The sequence below is a fragment of the Amycolatopsis orientalis genome, assembly GCF_000943515.2.
Classification (GTDB): Bacteria; Actinomycetota; Actinomycetes; order Mycobacteriales; family Pseudonocardiaceae; genus Amycolatopsis; species Amycolatopsis orientalis.
The window spans coordinates 6,547,501-6,565,673 of the sequence record NZ_CP016174.1 but is presented as its reverse complement, the minus strand read 5'-3'; the positions used below and the strand labels follow the sequence as shown (position 1 = coordinate 6,565,673).

14 protein-coding genes (1 of these 14 running past the window's edge) are annotated in these 18,173 nt (G+C 68.1%); 7 read left to right on the top strand and 7 right to left on the bottom strand.

Translation table 11 applies throughout. The annotated features are described in order from the left end of the window. Nucleotides 1-19 precede the first annotated feature (19 nt). Nucleotides 20-511: a hypothetical protein gene (locus tag SD37_RS28330; RefSeq protein WP_044850788.1), complete on the top strand. Its 492-nt coding sequence runs from the start codon at nucleotides 20-22 to the stop codon at nucleotides 509-511. On the opposite strand, the gene SD37_RS28325 is transcribed toward SD37_RS28330, so the two are convergent. Then, complete coding sequence (locus tag SD37_RS28325; protein WP_044850787.1) at nucleotides 508-1,686, bottom strand: aminotransferase class V-fold PLP-dependent enzyme; 1,179 nt, start codon at nucleotides 1,684-1,686, stop codon at nucleotides 508-510. The genes SD37_RS28330 and SD37_RS28325 overlap by 4 nt on opposite strands. Before the next feature lie 46 nt (nucleotides 1,687-1,732). Here SD37_RS28325 and SD37_RS28320 point away from each other — a divergent pair, with 46 nt between their 5' ends. Together SD37_RS28320 and SD37_RS28315 are read left to right on the top strand one after the other, a co-directional pair. Further along, on the top strand, nucleotides 1,733-2,362 hold the full coding sequence (locus SD37_RS28320; RefSeq protein WP_044850786.1) for a GntR family transcriptional regulator: 630 nt from the start codon (nucleotides 1,733-1,735) through the stop codon (nucleotides 2,360-2,362). Between the two features lie 4 nt (nucleotides 2,363-2,366). Then, entirely contained in the window at nucleotides 2,367-3,125 is a 759-nt protein-coding gene (locus tag SD37_RS28315) for a phosphodiesterase (RefSeq protein ID WP_044850785.1), read from the top strand. Here the strand turns inward: SD37_RS28315 and SD37_RS28310 are convergent. From SD37_RS28310 to SD37_RS28285, 6 genes are all read right to left on the bottom strand, one after another. After that, nucleotides 3,122-4,744 carry a CocE/NonD family hydrolase gene (locus tag SD37_RS28310; protein WP_044850784.1) on the bottom strand — a complete coding sequence of 541 codons (1,623 nt, stop codon included), beginning with the start codon at nucleotides 4,742-4,744 and terminating at the stop codon, nucleotides 3,122-3,124. The two genes, SD37_RS28315 and SD37_RS28310, sit on opposite strands and share 4 nt — an antisense overlap. 151 nt (nucleotides 4,745-4,895) lie before the next feature. Next, complete coding sequence (aspA, locus tag SD37_RS28305) at nucleotides 4,896-6,284, bottom strand: aspartate ammonia-lyase (protein ID WP_044850783.1); 1,389 nt, start codon at nucleotides 6,282-6,284, stop codon at nucleotides 4,896-4,898. 10 nt (nucleotides 6,285-6,294) lie between these two features. Beyond that, complete coding sequence (locus SD37_RS28300; RefSeq protein ID WP_044850782.1) at nucleotides 6,295-7,266, bottom strand: asparaginase; 972 nt, start codon at nucleotides 7,264-7,266, stop codon at nucleotides 6,295-6,297. After that, complete coding sequence (locus SD37_RS28295; protein ID WP_044850781.1) at nucleotides 7,263-8,702, bottom strand: amino acid permease; 1,440 nt, start codon at nucleotides 8,700-8,702, stop codon at nucleotides 7,263-7,265. Before SD37_RS28295 ends, SD37_RS28300 begins: the two co-directional genes overlap by 4 nt. Nucleotides 8,703-8,706: 4 nt before the next feature. Continuing rightward, nucleotides 8,707-9,378, bottom strand: a complete 672-nt coding sequence (locus tag SD37_RS28290) for a FadR/GntR family transcriptional regulator (protein ID WP_037313908.1) — start codon at nucleotides 9,376-9,378, stop codon at nucleotides 8,707-8,709. Between the two features lie 328 nt (nucleotides 9,379-9,706). Next, a complete protein-coding gene (locus tag SD37_RS28285; RefSeq protein WP_044850780.1) occupies nucleotides 9,707-10,108 on the bottom strand; it encodes a nitroreductase/quinone reductase family protein in 402 nt (133 codons plus the stop codon). A gap of 132 nt (nucleotides 10,109-10,240) precedes the next feature. On the opposite strand from SD37_RS28285, the gene SD37_RS28280 reads away from it, so the two are divergent. From SD37_RS28280 to SD37_RS28265, 4 genes are all read left to right on the top strand, one after another. Further along, nucleotides 10,241-11,326, top strand: a complete 1,086-nt coding sequence (locus tag SD37_RS28280) for a plasmid pRiA4b ORF-3 family protein (RefSeq protein WP_236725135.1) — start codon at nucleotides 10,241-10,243, stop codon at nucleotides 11,324-11,326. A gap of 202 nt (nucleotides 11,327-11,528) precedes the next feature. Next, complete coding sequence (dnaE, locus tag SD37_RS28275) at nucleotides 11,529-15,113, top strand: DNA polymerase III subunit alpha (protein WP_044850778.1); 3,585 nt, start codon at nucleotides 11,529-11,531, stop codon at nucleotides 15,111-15,113. Further along, nucleotides 15,113-16,585: an MFS transporter gene (locus SD37_RS28270; RefSeq protein WP_044850777.1), complete on the top strand. Its 1,473-nt coding sequence runs from the start codon at nucleotides 15,113-15,115 to the stop codon at nucleotides 16,583-16,585. The genes dnaE and SD37_RS28270 overlap by 1 nt, the downstream gene beginning before the upstream one ends. 453 nt (nucleotides 16,586-17,038) lie before the next feature. Continuing rightward, nucleotides 17,039-18,173: the 5' portion of a low temperature requirement protein A gene (locus tag SD37_RS28265; RefSeq protein WP_044850776.1), read on the top strand. Its footprint extends 110 nt past the window's final position; only the first 1,135 of its 1,245 coding nucleotides appear in the window; the start codon lies at nucleotides 17,039-17,041; its stop codon lies off the right edge, out of view.

The following is an 18,173-nucleotide window of genomic DNA, read 5'->3' as shown; positions in this document are numbered from 1 at the left end:
TGCTACAAAGGGGGAGTTCATGCGGACCTGGTTGTTGATCGCGCTGGTGGTCGCCGCGGTGATCGTGATCGTCGTGCGCAGGCTGCGTGGGGAGCCGCTGGTCGCCCGTGAAGTGTTCGGGGCGCCGGTGGTCCTGCTCGCGATCGGGATCTACGGTCTGGCCAAACTCGAAGAGTTCACTTTCACGGACGGTGCCTGGCTCGTGCTGGGGTCCGTGGCCGGTTGCGGCCTCGGCGCGGTGCGCGCGGCCACCACGAAACTCTTCGAGCGCGACGGCGTGCTGTGGCTGCGGTACACCGGCTGGACGTTCGGAGTGTGGGTGTTCTCGCTGCTGGTGAACTTCGGGATCGGCTTCCTGGCCACGACGGCAGGGGCGCATCCCGACGCGCGGCCGGTGACGTTGTCGATCGGCGTGAGCCTGCTGGGGGAGGCGTTGGTGATCGGCCTTCGCGCGAAGACGACGGGGCTGCCGTACGCCCCGCCGTCCGAGTCCGTGCTTTCCCGCCGTTAAGCCAGTTTCGCGACCTCGCCGGCGAGGAGCGCGATCTCGTCTTCGGTGTTGAAGTAGTGCACCGAAGACCGGACCATCGACGGCAGTCCGCGGGCGGCGAAATCGAACTGCGCGGACGTCGCTTCCACGACGCTGACGTTGATCTTCGCCGTCGCCAGCCGCCGTTTCACCTCCTGCGACGGCGTTTTCGCGACGCTGAACGTGACGATCCCGCATTTCCGTTCGCCCTGGTCGTGTACCCGGACGCCGGGGATCTCGCCGAGCACGTCGCGCAGTTTCGCCGCGAGCGCCGCGACGCGGGCTTCGATGGCGGGCATGCCCCAGTCGAGGGCGTAGTCGATCGCCGCGCCGAGGCCGTGCACCGCGGCGTGATCGCGTTCCCAGACCTCGAACATCTTCGCCGTCGAATCGACTTCGTAGCTCTCGGGCGCGGTCCACGCCGCCGAGTGGAGGTCGAGCATCGCGGGCTCGACGCGCTCGCGCAGCCGTGGGTGCGCGTAGAGGAACCCGGTTCCCCGTGGCCCGCGCAGGTACTTCCGGCCGGTCACGCTGAGCGCGTCGCAGTTGAGGCGTGCGACATCGAGGTCGATCTGCCCGGCGCTCTGGCAAGCGTCCAGCAGGAACGGGATCCCGGCCTCGTGCGCGACCGCGCCGATCTTCTCCGCGGGGTTCACCAGCCCGCCTTGAGTGGGCACATGGGAGACGGCGATCAGCTTCACGTCGCCGTCGATCCGGCGCTTCAGGTCCTCGACGTCCAGCTGCCCGGACTCGTCGTCGTCGACCACCTCGACGACGGCGCCGGTGCGCTTCGCGATCTGCAGGAAGGAGATGACGTTGCTCGCGTACTCGGACTTCGCCGTCAGGATCCGGTCGCCCGCGGTGAACGGCAGCGCGTAGAAGACCGCCTGCCACGACCGCGTCGCGTTGTCGGTCAGCGCGATGTCGTCGGGATCGGCGCCGACCAGCCGCGCGGCCGAGGCGTAGACGCCGTCGAGCCGCTCCACGCTGGCCGCGGCCTGTTCGTAGCCCCCGATCAGGGCTTCCTCGCGCAGGTAGTCGACGACCGTGTCGGTCACCAGCGCGGGTGGCAGCGACGATCCGGCGTTGTTGAGGTGGACCACTTCCGCGCATCCCGGGGTTTCGGCGCGAGCGCGGTGTACATCGAAGTCCGTCATGCCTAACTGAATACAGTACGGCCGAACTGCATGCAATACTGCCCGCATGACGAGGAACCTGCTCCGGCGCGACCTCGCGGAGGAGATCACCGCCCGCGTGCTCGACGGCCGGATCGCCGCCGACAGCCGGATCAACGAGGTGCACCTCGCCCGGGAACTGGGCGTCAGCCGGACACCGTTGCGCGAGGCGCTGATCGGGCTGGCCGATCGCGGCCTGCTCGTCTCGGCGCCCGGCCGCGGTTTCCTCGTGCCGCCGTTCGATCCCGAGGAGGCCCGGCGGCTGTATCCACTCGTCGCGGAACTGGAATCGCTGGCGCTGCGCTGGAGTTCCCCGCAGGACCTCGCCGGGCTCACCGGCGGCCTGGACCGGATCGCCGACGAGATGACCGCGGAACTCGGGCGGCGCGGTGATCTGTCCGCTTTGGACGATCGCTGGCACGCGCTGCTGGTCTCGCGCTGCACGAATCCGCATCTGCTGCGGCTGATCGAGCAGACCAAGCCGCTGCTGAAGCGCTATGACACCTGCTATTTCGTCGGCGCCGAACGCTCTTTGGAGAGTATCGACGAACACCGCCGGATCGCCGAGGCGATCCGCGCCTCCGACCTCGCGACGGCAGCGGAGCTGCTCGTGCGGAACTGGGTGAAAACGCTGGCATATCTGGAGAACGTGGGGTGATGAAGTGTTCGTGACGGCACATCTGAGCGACAACCATCTCGACGGCGGGGAACGCGCGGACGAACGCACCGCGCGCGTCATGCGGTACCTGGAGAACCTGGTGACACCGGTCGACGCGATCCTGGTGACCGGCGATATCGCCGACCACGGCACGGTCGAGGAGTACCGGCGCGCGGCGGAACTGTTCAAGACCGACGTCCCGCTGTTCCCTTGCCCTGGCAACCACGACAAACGTGCCGCGTTCCGCGAAGGGCTGCTGGACCAGGCGCCGGACGACGCCCCGGTCAACGCGGTGCACACCGTCGGCGACGTCACGTTCGTCATGGCCGACTCGAGTATCCCCGGCAAACCCGACGGGCGGTTCGACGAGGAGACCCTGGCCTGGCTGGACCGTGTCCTCGCCGACGGCGACGGCCCCGCTTTCGTGGCCTTCCACCATCCGCCGGTCGAGCTCGGCCTGCCGCTGGTGGACGCGATGCGCCAGCACGGCGAGCACGCGCTGGCCGAGGTGCTCGCGCGCCATCCGCGGGTGGTGGCCCTGTTCTGCGGGCACGTCCACGCCGCGACTTCGACGACGTTCGCCGGCCTGCCGCTGCGGTCGGCGCCGTCGGTCGGGTCCAGCATCCTGTTCCCCTGGGAGGAGAACGGTCTCCGGCCGTGGGGTGAAGGTGGGCCGATCGACTACGACCTGCCGCCGTCGCTGCTGTTCCACGTGCTGCACGAGGACGGCAGGCTGACCACGCACCAGCGCGTGGTCGTCTAACCGCCGAATACCGGCAGGGTGATCCGGGACGACCGCGCGGGGTCGTGGAAGACCTCGAACCGCGCGGGTTTCCCGTCCACCGCGCTGAAGACCGGCTCGTCGGTGCCGTGGTTGCGGGCGAAACGGGGGAACGCCCCGCCCGCGACCTGCAGTCGCAGCCGGTGCCCGCGCCGGAACCGGTACGCCGTCGGATCGAGATGCACCTCGGCCGCGACCACACCGTCCACATCGGACTCAGGGCTGCCGGGACGCAGCCGGAGGATGCCGTCGGTGACGTTGCGGGAGACGCCGCGGCCGTCCACATCGCACAGCCGGACGAAGACGTCGCCGTGCCCGAGGTCGGTCCGGACGTGCACCAGCGCGGAGACCTCGCCGATGACGTCGAGGTCGCGCTTCAGCCGCTCACCGGTGAAGACGAGCACGTCCTGACGCTCTTCGACGATCTTGTTGTCGCGTTGCTTCCACACTCCCTTGAGCAGGGGACCACCGACGGTCGGCGTCGGATCGGCCGGGTCGAAGGTGAAGGTCCCGGGTTTCGATTCCACCGGTTCGGCGACGGAAAGGCCGCCGGGGCGCAGGAAGTACGGGGTGGCGTCGGACTTCGGCGGCCAGCTGTCGAAGTCCAGCCAGCGCCCGGCGCCCTGGAGGTACAGGCGCACCGGGGCCTGCCTCAGCTGGGCCTTGTCGCCGAGCAGATGGGCGGAGAGGAAGCCGATCTGGTCGCTCACCAGGGTCTTCAGGCTGGCGGGCTCGCCGTGCGCCCACGGGCCGATGGTGATCCGCGGCGCGCGTCCGGCCGCGGCGAGTTCCTTGAAGTCGCGCAGCTGGGCCGCGATGAACAGGTCGTACCAGCCGGTCACCATCGTCACCGGCGTCGTCAGCGCGGCGACCCGCTCGCTGTGATCCGACGGAGCCCAGAAGTCGTCGCCCGGCTCGGCGTGCCCGGTGACGTCCTGCAGGAACCGCACCTGCTTGCCGATGGCCGCGACGTCGGCGCCGGAAACCGGCAGGTGCGCCATGGCCTGGCGGGTCTTCTTCGTCTGCCACGGATTCGGAACGCCCGCGAACCGGCCCTCCTGCCGACCGATCAGCGCCGACCACGAGACCATGTTGTCGACGGCGAGGACCCCACCCGGATAAAAGGTCGAGACGAACTCCGACGCGGTGATCGCGAGGCACAGCGCTTCGAGCGGTTCGTCGAGATACGGCGCGACCGACCATTGCGTATGCCCGAGGTAGCTCGCTCCGGCCATCGCGACCCTGCCGTCGCACCACGGCTGCTCGCGGAGCCAGGCGACGGTGGCGAGGCCGTCCTCCTTCTCCAGGTGGAACGGCCGGAACTCGCCGCCGGAACCGAAGGTCCCGCGCGTGCTCTGGACGACCGTCTGCAGCCCGTGCCGTGCGAAGGTCTCGCCGAAGACCTTGCCGGACAGGCCTTTCCGGCCGTAGGGCGTGCGGATCAGCACCACCGGCCGCGGCTCGTCGCCCGGGACGGCGTAGCGATCGGCGAGTAGCCGCACGCCGTCGGACATGGGGACGGGGATCGCCTTGGTCACCGAAGGGGCGGGGCCTTCCGCCCGAGGGAGGCCGAGTATCCGGTCGAGGAGTCGGTCGAGCACGCGGGGCCGCCTTTCGTGCGGAGGATCACCTTCCGCTTACGACCGTACCCCCGTCAGGGATGTCATGAGGGGTCCCCATAGGACGAAATTTGTCCTATGGGGACCCCTCATGACGCGAGGCGGACCGCCCGGTACCACCCCGCGGATCCGGTCAGCCGAGCCGCGCGAGCGTCTCCGGCTTCAGCAGTTTCGCCAGTTCCTCCGCGGGAAGGAGCCCCTTCTCGACGACGAGTTCCGCCACCCCTCGCCCGGTCTCCAGCGCCTCCTTGGCGATCTCGGTCGCCGCCGCGTACCCGATGCTCGGGTTCAGCGCGGTCACCAGCCCGATCGAGTTCTCGACGTAGCCCCGCATCACGTCGGCGTTCGCGGTGATCCCGGAAACGCACCGTTCCGCCAGCACCAGGCAGGCCGAACGCAGATGCGTGATGCTCTCCGAAAGCGAGTGCAGGATCAGCGGCTCGAAGGCGTTGAGCTGCAACTGCCCGGCTTCGGCCGCCATCGTGATGGCGACATCGTTGCCGATGACCTCGAACGCGACCTGGTTGACCACCTCGGGGATCACCGGGTTGATCTTGCCCGGCATGATCGACGACCCCGCCTGCACCGGCGGCAGGTTGATCTCGTTGAGCCCGGCCCGCGGACCGGACGAGAGCAGCCGCAGATCGTTGCAGCTCTTCGAAAGCTTCACCGCGATCCGCTTGAGCACCCCGGAGAGGTGCACGAACGCGCCGCAGTCCTGGGTCGCCTCGACGAGGTCGGCGGCGGATTCGAGGGGAAGCCCGGTGATCTCGCGCAGGTGCGCGACGGCGGCTTCGGCGTACCCGGGCGCGGCGTTGAGGCCGGTACCGATCGCGGTCGCGCCGAGGTTGATCTCGTGCAGCAGCGTCACCGCCTCGGTGAGCCGCAGCCGGTCTTCGCCGAGCATGACCGCGTAGGTCCCGAATTCCTGCCCCAGCGTCATCGGCACCGCGTCCTGCAACTGGGTGCGGCCCATCTTCAGCAGGTCGTGGAACTCGACGGCCTTGGCGGCGAAAGCCTTCTCCAGCACCACCATCGCCTCGGCCAGTTCACGCACGGCGATGATCGTCGCGACGTTGACCGCGGTCGGATAGGCGTCGTTGGTCGACTGCCCGAGGTTCACGTGCTCGTTGGGGTGGACGCGGGCGTAGTCGCCCTTCTCGTGCCCGAGCAGTTCGAGTGCGCGGTTCGCGATCACCTCGTTGGCGTTCATGTTCGTCGAGGTGCCCGCGCCGCCCTGGATGACGTCGACGACGAACTCCTCGTGCAGCGCGCCTTCCCGGATCTCCCGGCACGCCCGGCGGATCGCGTCGGCGACGTCCGGGCTCAGCAGGCCGAGGTCGGCGTTGGCCTGGGCGGCGGCCTCCTTGACCGCGGCGAGCGCCTCGATCAGGTGGGGGTAGGAGGAGATCGTGGTGCCGGTGATGGGGAAGTTCTCCCTGGCGCGCGCGGTGTGCACACCCCAGTAGGCGTCGGCCGGGACTTCCTTGTCTCCCAGCAGATCGTGTTCAACACGGTGCATCGAAGGCTCCTCAGGCGGCAAGGTGGTGTTCGGCCAGCGCGCCGGTGACGCGCAGGCCGTCGGTTCCGGTGGTCCCGGCGAACGGCTTCAGAACGTCCCGGTCGACGCCGCACAGTTCGAGGGCGGCGGCGAGCACCGGCTGCCGCGCGCGGTCACCGCCGTCGGCGATCTTGACCGCGATCGCCGTGCCGTCCGGCAGGGCGGCGACCTGGACGGCCTCGAAACCGTCCTTGGCGATCAGGCCGGGAACCGCGCGCATGAGCGCGGTGACGTCGCGGCGGGTACCGGCCACCAGTTCCGGATGCTTCCGGATCCCTTCGGCCACAAGACCTTCCGGAGTGCCAGGGGCCGCCGAGGCGATCTTGCCGACGGCCGTGGCGAGCCCGCGCAGCGAAACCGCGAACAGGGGAGCGCCGCAGCCGTCGACGGCGACCTTCGGGATCCGTTGCCCGGTCAGGTTCTCGACACAGTCCGCGATCGCGCGCTGCAGCGGATGCCCGGGATCCAGATAGTCCTTTGTGGACCAGCCGTGCAGGCGGCAGGTCGCGAGCATCGCCGCGTGCTTGCCGGAACAGTTGTGCGCCGACCGGCTCGCGCCCTGCCCAGCGGACACCCAGGCGTCGCGCTCGACGGGATCGAACGGCAGATCTTCGGGAGTCCGCAGGTCCTCGGTGGTGAGCCCGGCGCCGTCCAAGGTCCGGCGGACCTCCGCCAGGTGGATCTCCTCGCCCGAATGGCTGGCCGCGCCGACGGCGAACCCCGCCGGGCTCAGCTCCACCCCGAGCCGGGCCATCGCGGTGGCCTGCAAGGGTTTCGCCGCCGAACGCGGATAGAACGCGGCCTCGACGTCGCCAGCGGAGAACAGCACACGGCCGTCCGGCGCGAGGACCACGGCCGAACCGTGGTGCACCCCCTCGACCATTCCGTCGCGGAGGAGGTGCACCAGCGGTTCGTGGGCGGGGACACGGATTTCGGGGATCACAGCTTCGTCTTCTCGAAGACGTCCATGTTGATCCGCTTGCGGACCCCGAACCAGCCCGCCACCAGCGCGACCCCGATGATCGGCAGGCAGTACAGGGTGATCCGGCCGGTCTCGTCGAAAGCCATCAGCACGACGACGGCGGCGAGGAAGATCAGCGTCGCGATCTCGGTGTAGGGCGAGAACGGCAGCCGGTACGAAGGCCGTTCCACTTCACCGCGTTTGGCCTTGCGCACGAAGAGCAGATGGGAGAGCACGATGATCGCCCAGGTGCCGAGGATGCCGATGGCCGCGAAGTTCAGCACGATCTCGAAGGCCTGGCTCGGCACGAGGTAGTTCAGGCCGACACCCAGCACACAGACCGCGGAGGTGAGCAGGATCCCGCCGTAGGGCACATGGTTCTTGTTCATCACGCCGGTGAACTTCGGCGCGGATCCGGCCAGCGACATCGAGCGCAGGATGCGGCCGGTGGAGTAGAGACCGGAGTTCAGGCTGGACAGCGCCGCGGTCAGCACCACCAGGTTCATCACGTTGCCCGCCTGCGGTACCCCGATGTGCGAGAGCACGGTGACGAACGGACTTTCGTTCTTCGAGTAGGAATCCCACGGCATCAGCATCGCCAGCAGGACCACCGAGCCGACGTAGAAGATCCCGATCCGCCACATGATCGAGTTGATCGCCTTCGGCATGATCTTGCGCGGGTCCTTCGTCTCACCCGCGGCGACGCCGACCAGCTCGACCGAGGCGTAGGCGAACACGACGCCCTGGACGATCAGCACCATCGGCAGCAGGCCGGCCGGGAAGATCCCGCCGTGGTCGGAGATCAGCGAGAAACCGGGTGTCTGGCCGTCGATCGGCTGCTGCGTGACCAGCAGGAAGATCCCGATCCCCATGAAGGTCACCAGCGCGGCGACCTTGATGATGGCGAACCAGAACTCCATCTCGCCGAACAGCTTGACCGACACCATGTTCAGCGCCAGCACCACCGCGAGCGCGATGAGCGCCAGCACCCACTGCGGGATCGGGGTGAAGAAGGACCAGAAGTGGGCGTACAGCGCGATCGCGGTGATGTCCGCGATCCCGGTCGTCGACCAGTTCAGGAAGTGCATCCAGCCCGCGACGAAGGCGCCCTTTTCCCCCATGAATTCGCGGGCGTAGGAAACGAAGGCGCCGGAGGAGGGGCGGTACAGGATGAGTTCACCGAGCGAGCGCACCACGAAGAACGCGAAAAGGCCGCAGACCGCGTAAACGATCGCCAGTGCCGGGCCCGCCTGCGCGAGCCGTCCGCCCGCGCCGAGGAAAAGGCCGGTGCCGATGGCGCCGCCGATCGCGATCATGTTGACGTGGCGGGGCTTCAGCGCCTTGTCGTAGCCGGCGTCACCGGCGTCGGCCGGCACCGGCACGGATTCGGCGTCCGTGCTGAGGGTCTGTTCGGTCACGGTGTCAGTCGTCCTTGTCCGGGTGCGTCGTGTGGCCGGGCCGCACGATGGTGGTGAGGGCGTTCTCGACGTGCTCTAGATGGGAGGTCATCGCCGCGACGGCGTCCGCTTCGGAGCCGGCGGCGATGGCGGTGACGATCTCGCGGTGCTCGATGTTCGAGCGCGCGCGGCGGCCGCCCAGCTGGTTGAGGAAGGACGACTGGCGCGCCAGCGCGTCCCGGATCTCCTCGATGACCTTGCCGAACACCGGATTGCCCGAGGCCTGGGCGATGGTGATGTGGAACAGCGAATCCAGCGCCACCCACGCGGTGTTGTCGGTTTCGAGGTCCATCCGCTCGACGAGGTGGCCGAGCAGATCGAGGTCGTCGGTGCTGCGGCGCACGGCCGCGTACCCGGCGACGGGGATCTCGACGTGGCGCCGCACCTCGAACAGGTCGCGGGCCGAATAGGTCCCGAAGGTGGGGTTTTCGACCGGCCCGGTGGCGGTCACGAAGGTCCCCTTGCCCGTTTTGGACACGGTGAGCCCGAGTGCCTGCAGCCCCCGCAGTGCCTCGCGGACGACCGAACGGCTGACCTCGAACTCCTTGCCGAGCGCGGATTCCGACGGCAGCTTCTGGCCGACGGGGTACTCGCCGCGTTCGATGGCGCCGCGAAGGTGGGCCAGCACGGCCTCCATCGCGCTGATGCGCCGCGGACCACCGTGTCCGGCTGTCTGGCTGTCAGACAGGTTCATGGGACGGAATCGTGCGGTCGGCCGATCACTTTGTCAAGCGTTCGGTCTAAGGGCTTCATTCGCCGTGCGAGGTCGGCGGCGATGGGATAACTAGACGGGAATACAAAGCCGTACTGGGCGCCTTCGGGTGCACAGAGCCCTGTGCTGGCACCGAATTCCGGAACTCACGTGTCCAGTGTCACAGCGGGCTGAAGGGGCCCTTCCCCTCATCTCACGCGGCGAAGGGCGCTTTCCCCGCATCGCATGCGGGGAAAGCGCCCTTCAGCTCCCGTCACACCCGCTTGAGCGCGATCACCGGGAACGGACGGCTGGTCTTCGCCTGATGCTCGGCCAGCCGCGGGAACGCCTTCGCCTGCTTCGCGAACAGGCGGTCCCTGGCCGCTCCGGTGACCTCGACCGCGTGGGCGGCGAAGGCCTCTCCGTCCGCTTCGACGTCGACGGACGGCTCCGCGATCAGGTTGCGATACCAGTCCGGATGCCCCGGAGCGCCCCCGTTGGCCGCGAAGACCACGTAGCGGTCGTCGTCGGCCAGGAACAGCATCGGCGTCACGTGCCGCCGCCCGGTGCGTGCACCGGTGGTGGTGAGCAGCAGCGTCGGGAGGCCGTCGCCGTGGCGGCCGTTCGCGCGGAACTCCGCGATCACGCGTTCGTTCATCTCACGCAGGTCGATCATCAACTCTCCGGGCTGCTCGGTGATCTTGGCGGCTGGCCAGTCTGCCGATCCGCGCCATGGTCGGCAAGCACTTTTGGATCATGGCTGCTCGCCGGGCCGCAAACTGTCGGTGCCGCTGGCGATACTGACCTGGTGAGCCCCGTCAGCCGCGGGCGCAAGCCCGCCAAAAGACCGAAGAACCAGCGCTCCCGCCGGTCCCGTCCGCCTCTGGACGTGGCCAGGGTGGAGCGCTGGCCGAAGCTGCTCCACGGGCCGGTCGAGCTTTCGGACTGCGTCGTCCAAGGCCGAGTGGATCAGGACCTCGTGGTCCTCGCGGCCACCCTGACCGCGGGCAAACGCTCGGTGGGGGTCGAGGTGGTGGTCAACGGGGGCGAAGCCGACGTGATCGAACTCCACCCCGTGCCCGCGGACGCACGGGCGGTCCTTCGCGGCGGTTTACAGGTGACAGAGGCACCGCTGACCCCCGAGGAGTTCCGAAGTCAGGTGGAAGCGGCCTTGATCGTCAGTGCGGATAGCGCCGCCTGGATCCGGGAGACGATCCCCGACCTCGTGAAACTGGGCAGAGGTCCGAGGCCCGACCTGCCCGAGCGCGCGGCCCAGCTGCGCCGGTGGCTCGGTCTTCCCGGCTACGAACCGCTGCCGCGCATACCGACGGCCGAGCCGTTGCCGCTCGTCCTGCCCCCACCCGCGCCGGTCACCGGACTCCGGCTGGCGGTCGCACTGGCCGAGCCGGACGACGCGATCTGGCGACGGCTCGAAGTCCGCTCCGACGTCACCTTCGCCGGGCTGCACCGGATCCTCGCGGCCGCGTTCGACCGTGCCGAACGGGAGTATCACCGGTTCGAGACCGCGTACGGCGGGTTCGGCGCGGACATCCTGAGTGGAGAAGGCGACCGTCTGGACGACGAGGTGACCCTCGGCCAGGTCGTCACGTCACCCGGGCACCGGTTCGCCTACGAGGCGGAGCGCTGGCGGCACTGGATCCGCGTCGAGTCGTTAGTCGCCCTTCCCGAAGCACCGAGGTGTCTCGACGGCGAACGCGCCGCGCCTCCGGCGGACTGCGACGACGAGCGGAGCTACGAGATGTTGCTGGACGCCTTGCGCGACCCGGACGACGAAGTCAACGAAGGCCTGATCGAAGAACTCGGCGGCCAGGGGTTCGACCCGGAGTGGTTCGACAAGGAGGTGGTCGACGAGCGGCTGGCCCGGCTGAGCTGATCCGGCACCCCGTTCGGGGGGAACCGGGGGCATCGCGAACTCGGGCCGCGTCGGTGCTTGGCGATGGGCGATCGGAGGTAGAGACTTGCCCTCGCCGGGGTGTCGGCCCGCCCGGGCGCCGTGATCACCCGGCGCATAAGGTGGGAGGACCGGCCCGCGTCACGCAGCCAGGGATCCGTCTGCCTAGGGGAGGTTTTCGCTGGTGTCGAACGATTCCTTCGTCCACCTGCATGTGCACACCGAGTACTCGATGCTCGACGGTGCGGCGAAGATCGCCCCCTTGTTCAAGGAGGCGGCGCGTCTCGGCATGCCCGCGGTCGGGATGACCGACCACGGCAACATGTACGGCGCGGACGAGTTCTACCAGCAGGCGGTCAAGCACGAACTTAAGCCGATCATCGGCATCGAGGCCTACATCGCGCCGGAGAGCCGCTTCCACAAGAAGCCGGTCTTCTGGGGACAGGCCAACCAGCGCGGCTCCGACGAGTTCGGTGAGGGCGGTGACGTCTCCGGTGGTGGTGCCTACACCCACATGACGATGCTCGCCGAGAACTCCACCGGCCTGCGCAACCTCTTCAAGCTCTCGTCGCTCGCGAGCATGCAGGGCTACTACCGCAAACCCCGGATGGACCGCGAGCTGATCGCGGAGAACCACCAAGGCATCATCGCGACCACCGGCTGCCCCTCGGGCGAGGTGCAGACGCGGCTGCGGCTGGGGCAGCGCACCGAGGCGATCCAGGCCGCGTCGGACTACAAGGACATCTTCGGCGCCGACAACTTCTTCCTCGAACTGATGGACCACGGACTGCCGATCGAGCGGTCGGTCCGTGAAGGCCTGCTCGAGGTCGGCAAGCTCCTCGACCTCAAGCCGCTGGCCACCAACGACTCGCACTACGTCACCAAGGACCAGGCCGACACCCACTCCGCGCTGCTGTGCGTGCAGGCGGGCAAGACGCTGAACGACCCGAACCGGTTCAAGTTCGACGGCGACGGTTACTACCTGAAGTCGGCCGCGGACATGCGGGAGTACTGGGACAAGGAGGTCCCCGGCGCCGCCGACTCGACGCTGCTGATCGCCGAGCGCGTCGAGTCCTACAAGGACGTCTACACGCACAAGGACCGCCTGCCGTTCTTCGAGGTCCCCGAGGGCTACGACCAGGGCTCCTGGCTGCGAGAAGAGGTCGCGCGCGGCCTCAAGTGGCGCTACCCGGACGGCGTCCCGGACCCGTACTACAACGAGCGCATCGAGACCGAGCTCGACGTCATCATCGGCAAGGGCTTCCCCGCCTACTTCCTCATCGTCGCCGACCTCATCAACTACGCCCGCAAGGTCGGCATCCGCGTCGGCCCCGGCCGTGGTTCGGCCGCCGGCTCGCTGGTCGCGTACGTCCTCGGTATCACCAACCTGGACCCGATCCCGCAGAAGCTGCTGTTCGAGCGGTTCCTGAACCCCGAGCGCGTCTCGATGCCCGATATCGACATCGACTTCGACGACCGCCGTCGCGGCGAGATGATCCGCTACGCCACCGACAAGTACGGCGTCGACAAGGTCGCGCAGGTCATCACCTTCGGCACCATCAAGACCAAGGCGGCCATCAAGGACTCCGCCCGCGTCCACTTCGGCCAGCCGGGTTATGCCATCGCGGACCGGATCTCGAAGGCGCTGCCGCCGCCGATCATGGCGAAGGACATCCCGCTCTCGGGCATCGTCGATTCGAAACACGAGCGCTACGGCGAAGCGGCCGAAGTCCGCGCGCTCGTCGAGACCGACGAAGAGTGCAAGACGATCTTCGAGACCGCCCGTGGTCTCGAAGGGCTGATCCGCAACGCCGGCGTCCACGCCTGCGCGGTCATCATGTCGAGTGAACCGCTCACCAACGCGATCCCGCTGTGGCAGCGCGACGACGGTTCGATCATCACCGGCTGGGACTATCCGTCGTGCGAGGCCATCGGCCTGCTGAAGATGGACTTCCTCGGCCTGCGGAACCTCACCGTCATCGGTGACGCGATCGACAACATCAAGACCAACCGCGGGATCGACATCGACCTCGACACCCTCGGCGTCGACGATCCGGAGACGTACAAGCTGCTCGCCAGGGGAGACACGCTCGGCGTGTTCCAGCTGGACGGCGGGCCCATGCGGGATCTGCTGCGCCGGATGCAGCCGACGGTGTTCGACGACATCGTGGCGGTGGGCGCGTTGTACCGCCCCGGCCCGATGGGCATGAACGCGCACAACGACTACGCCGACCGCAAGAACAATCGGCAAAAGGTCAAGCCGATCCACCCGCAGCTCGAGGAGCCCCTGAAGGAGATCCTGGCCGACACCTACGGCCTGATCGTCTATCAGGAGCAGATCATGCACATCGGCCAGAAGGTGGCCGGGTACACGATGGGCCGCGCGGACGTGCTCCGCCGGGCCATGGGCAAGAAGAAGAAGGAAGTCCTCGACCAGGAGTTCGTGGGCTTCGAGGCCGGGATGAAGGCGAGCGACCTGGTCCCCGGCGGCTTCTCGTCCGAGGCGATCAAGGCGCTGTGGGACACGATCCTCCCGTTCGCCGGCTACGCGTTCAACAAGAGTCACGCGGCCGCGTACGGCCTGATCTCGTACTGGACCGCGTACCTCAAGGCGAACTTCACGCCGGAGTACATGGCCGCGCTGCTCACCTCGGTCGGTGACAACAAGGACAAGTCCGCGGTCTACCTGTCGGAATGCCGCCGCCTCGGGATCAAGGTGCTCCCGCCGGACGTCAACGAGTCGGCGCTGAGGTTCGCGGCCGTCGGGGACGACATCCGCTTCGGCATGGGTGCCGTTCGCAACGTCGGCGCGAACGTCGTCGAGTCGATCATCAAGACCCGCGAGGAGAAGGGGAAGTACTCCTCCTTCACCGACTTCCTCGACAAATCCGAACTCGTGGCCTGCAACAAGCGGGTCATCGAATCGCTGATCAAGGCGGGCGGGTTCGATTCGCTCGGCAACACCCGGCTCTCGATGATCCAGGTGCACGAGGACGCGGTCGAGGCCGTGGTCCCGCTCAAGCGCCAGGAAGCGATGGGCCAGTTCGACCTCTTCGGCTTCGGCGGGGACGACGCCGCGGAGGACGCGGTGTCCTCGTCGCCGCTCGCGCATCTGAAGTTCGGGGAAGAGGAGTATCCGCGCAAGCAGCTCCTCGCCTACGAACGGGAGATGCTCGGCCTGTACGTCTCGGCGCATCCGCTGGACGGCGCCGAGAGGATCCTGCGCAAACACGCGCCTCGCCCCATCGCCGCGATCCTGGCCGATCCGCCGAAGGAAGGCGAGCTGATCATCTCCGGGCTGATCACCTCGCTGGAACGCCGGGTCAACAAGAAGGGCGAGCCCTGGGCGATCTGCACCGTCGAGGACATGGACGCGTCGATCGAGGTCCTCTACTTCCCCAAGTCGTACGCGATGTTCTCGGCCGACCTGATCGAAGACAACGCGGTACTGGTCAAGGGCCGGGTCAACTGGCGCGAGGACAAGATGTCCATCTTCGGCGGCGGACTGGTGCCGCTCGACCTGTCCGAGGTCGGCAACGGGGACGAAGATCTGCCGCTCGTGCTGCTGGCCGCGCCGGAGAAGCTCGACCAGGCGGTGGTCAGCGAGCTGAAGCAGACCCTGCTGGCGCACAAGGGCGAGACCCCGGTGCATCTCAAGCTGGTCGGCAAGAACCAGACGGTCTTCGCGCTCTACGACTACCCGGTCAAGGTGACGTCGATGCTGATCGGTGAGCTCAAGGGCATCCCCGGGATCGCCGCCAGCACCTGATGACCACCTTCGAACCCGACCCGCGGCGCTGGAAGGCGCTCGCCGTCTCCCTCGCCGCCGGGTTCATGGGCCTGCTCGACGTCAGCATCGTCAACACGGCGCTGCCCTCGATCCAGAAGGACCTCGGCGCGTCCAGCGGCGGGATCCAATGGGTCGTTTCGGGCTACGCGCTGGCCTTCGGGCTGGTGCTGGTGTCCGGCGGCAGACTCGGCGACGCGCTCGGCCGCCGCCGCATGTTCCTGTTCGCGCTTGCCGCGTTCGTGCTGACCAGCGCGTGCGCCGGAGCGGCGCCGGACGAGACGACGCTGATCATCGCGCGGCTCCTGCAGGGTTTCGCCTCGGGCATGATGACCCCGCAGAACAGCGGGATGATCCAGGACCTGTTCCGCGGCGCGGAACGAGGCCGCGCGTTCGGCATGTTCGGTGCCACCGTCGGCATCTCGACCGCGGTCGGGCCGGTGCTCGGTGGCGTGATCCTCGCCGTTTTCGGCGATCCGCAAGGCTGGCGCTGGGTCTTCTACGTGAACGTGCCCATCGGGATCCTGGCGTTCGCGCTGGCACTGAGATGGCTGCCGAAAGCGGAGAAACCGGCGAGAAGCCTGCGGGGCGAGATCGACTTCGTCGGCATCATGCTGCTGGGTGTCGCGGTCCTCGGCGTGCTGCTTCCGTTGATCGAATCCGAACAAGGCGGCCTCAGTAGCCTGTGGTGGCTGTTCGTCGTCGCGGTGGTCTTCGGCTTCGCGTTCGTACGCTGGGAACGCTCGATGGTGCGGCGCGGCCGTCCTCCGCTGCTGGACACGCGGCTGTTCACCGAGACACCGGGATACGCCACGGGTGCCGCCGTCGGCGCGCTGTACTTCTGCGGTTTCACCGGGATGTGGCTGGTCTTCGCCCTCTTCTTCCAGCAGGGCCTTGGTTACACGCCACTGCAATCCGGGCTCGCCGTCACCTCCTTCGCCCTCGGCTCCGCCGTCTCGGCGGCGGTCGCGGGACGGCTGGTGCCGAGATGGGGCCGCAAGCTCACCGTCACCGGACTGCTCATGGTGATCGCCGGGATGGTCACGGTCGCCGTCCTCGCCGGTCAGGACCCCGGGGCCGCCGCAGGCTGGTGGTTCGCGGTTCCCTTGCTCGTCGCCGGCGTCGGCGGCGGCATGGTCATCTCGCCCAACACCACCCTGACCCTCGAATGCGTGCCGACGTCGATGGCGGGGGTGGCCGGGGGAGCGTTGCAGACCGGACAGCGGATCGGCACCGCCATCGGCACCGTCGTCCTGGCGTCGGTCTTCCACGCGGTGCTGGGCGCGAAGGGCGGTTATCCGTCGGCCCTGACCGCGGCGATGCTGTGCGCCGCCGGATTGACCTGTTCGGCGCTTTTACTGGCCGTGATCGAACTCCGCGCGCGCCGGAACCGGCGATTGCTCACTGAGCGGGAGGAAGCCGCCCGCACTGCCGCCGATAGTCAACGCGGCTGAGTCATCGGTCCGCGCCGATGACTACGGTCGGCAAGACTCGATGCTCCATCCGAGTGACGGAGCCAGTCAGAGTCTGGCGCTACTCAGAGCAACCGGGTAGACCTTACGGAGCCTTCACTGCTGTGTCTTGGCTACCGACAGTGGTATTTCTGTCGATCGCTCGGGGATGGAGCGATCGGCCGAAGCGATCATGGCGAGTCCGAGTTCCAGGAACGGTCACCGTGATCACGAGCCGGTGGACGGCCGTCGGCGTCCGCGGGGGACCGTTCGGCGGCAGCCGGTTCGCGTCCACTGAGAGCCGAGTCCGGTGAAGCATTCGCGCGGGTGGGTCCGGCAGGGGACGCCTGGGGAGGTGCACCCCGGCCTGGACCCACCCGCCGCGCGCTCTCCGCAGGTGTGAACCGCTTCGGGCTGCGAAGATCTTCGCGAGTTCGAGAATGCGGAGGAGCACCGATGGCGGAGAATTCTGAGGGGCGGAGTCGCCTCCGGGTCTGGTACCGGCCGATGAGGATGCGGGATTCCGGGGAAGGACATCGGGTCGCGACCCCGCTGGAGCTGTTGTTCGACCTGTGTTTCGTGGTCGCCGTCGCGCAGGCCGCGGCCGGCTTGCACCACGCGATCGCCGAAAACCACATCGGCCAGGGCGTGCTCAGCTTCGGGATGGTGTTCTTCGCGATCTGGTGGGGCTGGTTGAACTTCAGCTGGTTCGCCTCGTCGTTCGACACCGACGACGTCCCGTATCGGCTGGTGACGCTCGTCCAGATCGCGGGAGGGCTGACCGTCGCCGCGGGTGTCTCGTCGGCCTTCGAAGGCGACTTCACGATCATGGTGGCCGGCTACGTCTTGATGCGGCTCGCGATGGTCGTGCAGTGGCTGCGCGCCGCCAGGACCGATCCCACCTGCCGCCCCGCTGCCTTGCGCTACGCCATCGGCATCACGATCGTCCAGATCCTGTGGATCGTCCGGCTCGGGTTGCCGAAGTCCTTGGCCCTGCCGTCGTTCTTCCTGATCCTGCTCGCCGAACTCGCCGTCCCGATGATCGCCGAACGCAAGCGGTGGACCGCCTGGCATCCGCATCACATCGCCGAACGCTATGGCCTGTTCACGATCATCGTGCTGGGTGAATCGATCCTCGGTGCCACCACCGCGATCAAGGAGGGGCTGGACAAAGGCGAGCACACCGGCAGCCTGATCTCCCTCGCCGCGGCGGGGCTCGTCCTGCTCTTCTCCCTGTGGTGGCTCTACTTCGACCAACCGGGACACGTCCGGCTCCAGAACGCGAAGAGCCTGTTCGCCGTGGCGAGCTGGGGTTACGGGCACTACCTGATCTTCGCCTCGGCGGCCGCGCTCGGCGCCGGTCTCGAAGTCGCCGTCGACTACGACACCCACACGGGGCACGTGGCCCCGCTGCCCGCCGCCATGGCGACGACCGTGCCCGTCGCGATCTACCTGCTGAGCGTCTGGCTGATGCACATCGGGCCCACCAACGAATGCCGTCCGATCGCGATCGGCTTCCCGGTGACCGCGGTGCTCGTGCTCGCCGCTTCGTTCACGCCGGCCCCCATCCACATCACCGCTCTGCTCGCCG

What these genes read in the sequence shown, in the direction of transcription:
- SD37_RS28325 (WP_044850787.1), bottom strand. Translation starts at nt 1,686, where the DNA reads ATGACGGACTTCGATGTACACCGCGCTCGCGCCGAAACCCCGGGATGC.
- SD37_RS28270 (WP_044850777.1), top strand. Translation starts at nt 15,113, where the DNA reads ATGACCACCTTCGAACCCGACCCGCGGCGCTGGAAGGCGCTCGCCGTC.
- SD37_RS28320 (WP_044850786.1), top strand. Translation starts at nt 1,733, where the DNA reads ATGACGAGGAACCTGCTCCGGCGCGACCTCGCGGAGGAGATCACCGCC.
- SD37_RS28330 (WP_044850788.1), top strand. Translation starts at nt 20, where the DNA reads ATGCGGACCTGGTTGTTGATCGCGCTGGTGGTCGCCGCGGTGATCGTG.
- SD37_RS28285 (WP_044850780.1), bottom strand. Translation starts at nt 10,108, where the DNA reads ATGATCGACCTGCGTGAGATGAACGAACGCGTGATCGCGGAGTTCCGC.
- SD37_RS28290 (WP_037313908.1), bottom strand. Translation starts at nt 9,378, where the DNA reads ATGGAGGCCGTGCTGGCCCACCTTCGCGGCGCCATCGAACGCGGCGAG.
- aspA (WP_044850783.1), bottom strand. Translation starts at nt 6,284, where the DNA reads ATGCACCGTGTTGAACACGATCTGCTGGGAGACAAGGAAGTCCCGGCC.